The sequence below is a fragment of the Rhodovulum kholense genome, assembly GCF_003053725.1.
Lineage (GTDB): Bacteria > Pseudomonadota > Alphaproteobacteria > Rhodobacterales > Rhodobacteraceae > Rhodovulum > Rhodovulum kholense.
Map to the genome: position 1 here is coordinate 1 of NZ_QAYC01000048.1, position 1,428 is coordinate 1,428.

Here is a 1,428-nt window from a genome sequence, read left to right on the forward strand (position 1 = left end):
CGGGCACGGCGCATTACCAGCAGATCGTTCAGGCGCTGCAGGCCGATTACGGCACCGCGCTCAGCGACCCCATCGCCGCCCACCTCTCCGACGCCTCCACCTCCATCCTCGACTGGTAACGGCCTCCCGCCGCACCTCCCAAAGAACAAGCCCGCCGGCCGTAGGTCATCCCTGCGGCCGGCGGCGCACTGGAATGGACCACCCACAGGGCGCCCGGGCGGCCCGATCAGGGGGACGACAGTTAACGGCAGGGTAACGATACCCAGTTTCAGATTTTAAGGATTTCGAAATCCATAACGAAAATGGACGGCATCGGAGTGTCTTGGCGACTTTCTTTCCCTTTCCATTTTCTTTTCGGAAAGAGTTCGGGATACAATTGTGGACAAAGCGGGATTGAACAGAATGACCCTTGGGGCCCCGCCCCTCTTCTCTGGACGGCCCCGGCAAGGCCGTCCTGCCCTTGGGTCCCGAGGGGCGATTCTGCGGATCGAAAAGACGCGCCAGCCGATCGTTGGCGAACCGGGATTCGGCTCTCTGACGGGAAGAACGAGAGGGGTCCGGGCCGGATTTGCCCGCTTTTCGGCCATGTCCGGCTGGATCAGGGGCACGGAGCCCCCTGTGCACGGCGCGGCTAATATCCAAGAGGGCAACCGGGAAATCAGGCCGAAAACGGGCAGATTGTCCACGCTCCGGAAAGAGTTCTCGGGATTTTCACGGAACGTTTCGGGACTGCCGGGAAGTTGTTGTGGGCATTCATGTTTCTAGTAAATGAAATGCAGTAAAATAAAAAAACTCGATTGAAAATGCGCATCTCCATTTCTGTTTTGGAGAGGTTTCGGCAGGCAATCATTAACCACCGGCACGCAGTGTCCCTCCCAAATCTTGTTTTGGTGAAGGTGACACATGACTGTTCTCGAAAAATTCAGGCTTCTGATCGCCGGCGCGAAGACCGGAAGCTCCACCCCGGTCACGACCCCCCCCGCAACCGACCCGAAGATCGATCCGATCGACACCGTTACGCCTGATGATCAGACCTCGGGAGCGGACGGGTCGACCGGCGATACCGCGGCGCAGGAGGGCGGCGATCAGACCTCAGGCACCCCGTCCGAGACTTCGGAGCCCGAAGAGACCGATGTCGGGACCGTACCCCCGGCCTCCGGCGCGGGAACGGACGAGCCCGAAACCAGTGCAGGGGAGACTGACGCGGCGCCCGTCACCGAAGAGCCTGCGGCCGAAACCGACGCGGCCCAGGCCGATGCGATCGCAAGCCTGAGCCCTGTTCTTCTGAAGTTTGCGGCTTTGGTCGGGATTGATCCCTTGACGCTTGTGAAGGGCGATGGGGGGTCGGTGCCGGATGGGGGGAGCCCGGACGAGACGCCGGACGGGGGTCCTGATGTGGTCGATCCCGTGGACGAGACGCCGGATCAG

At 61.4% G+C, this 1,428-nt stretch carries 1 pseudogene; it reads left to right on the forward strand.

The window, feature by feature from the left end:
* Positions 1-903: 903 nt before the first annotated feature.
* Positions 904-1,428: pseudogene (locus C8N38_RS21000) on the forward strand (hypothetical protein); the annotation flags it as partial.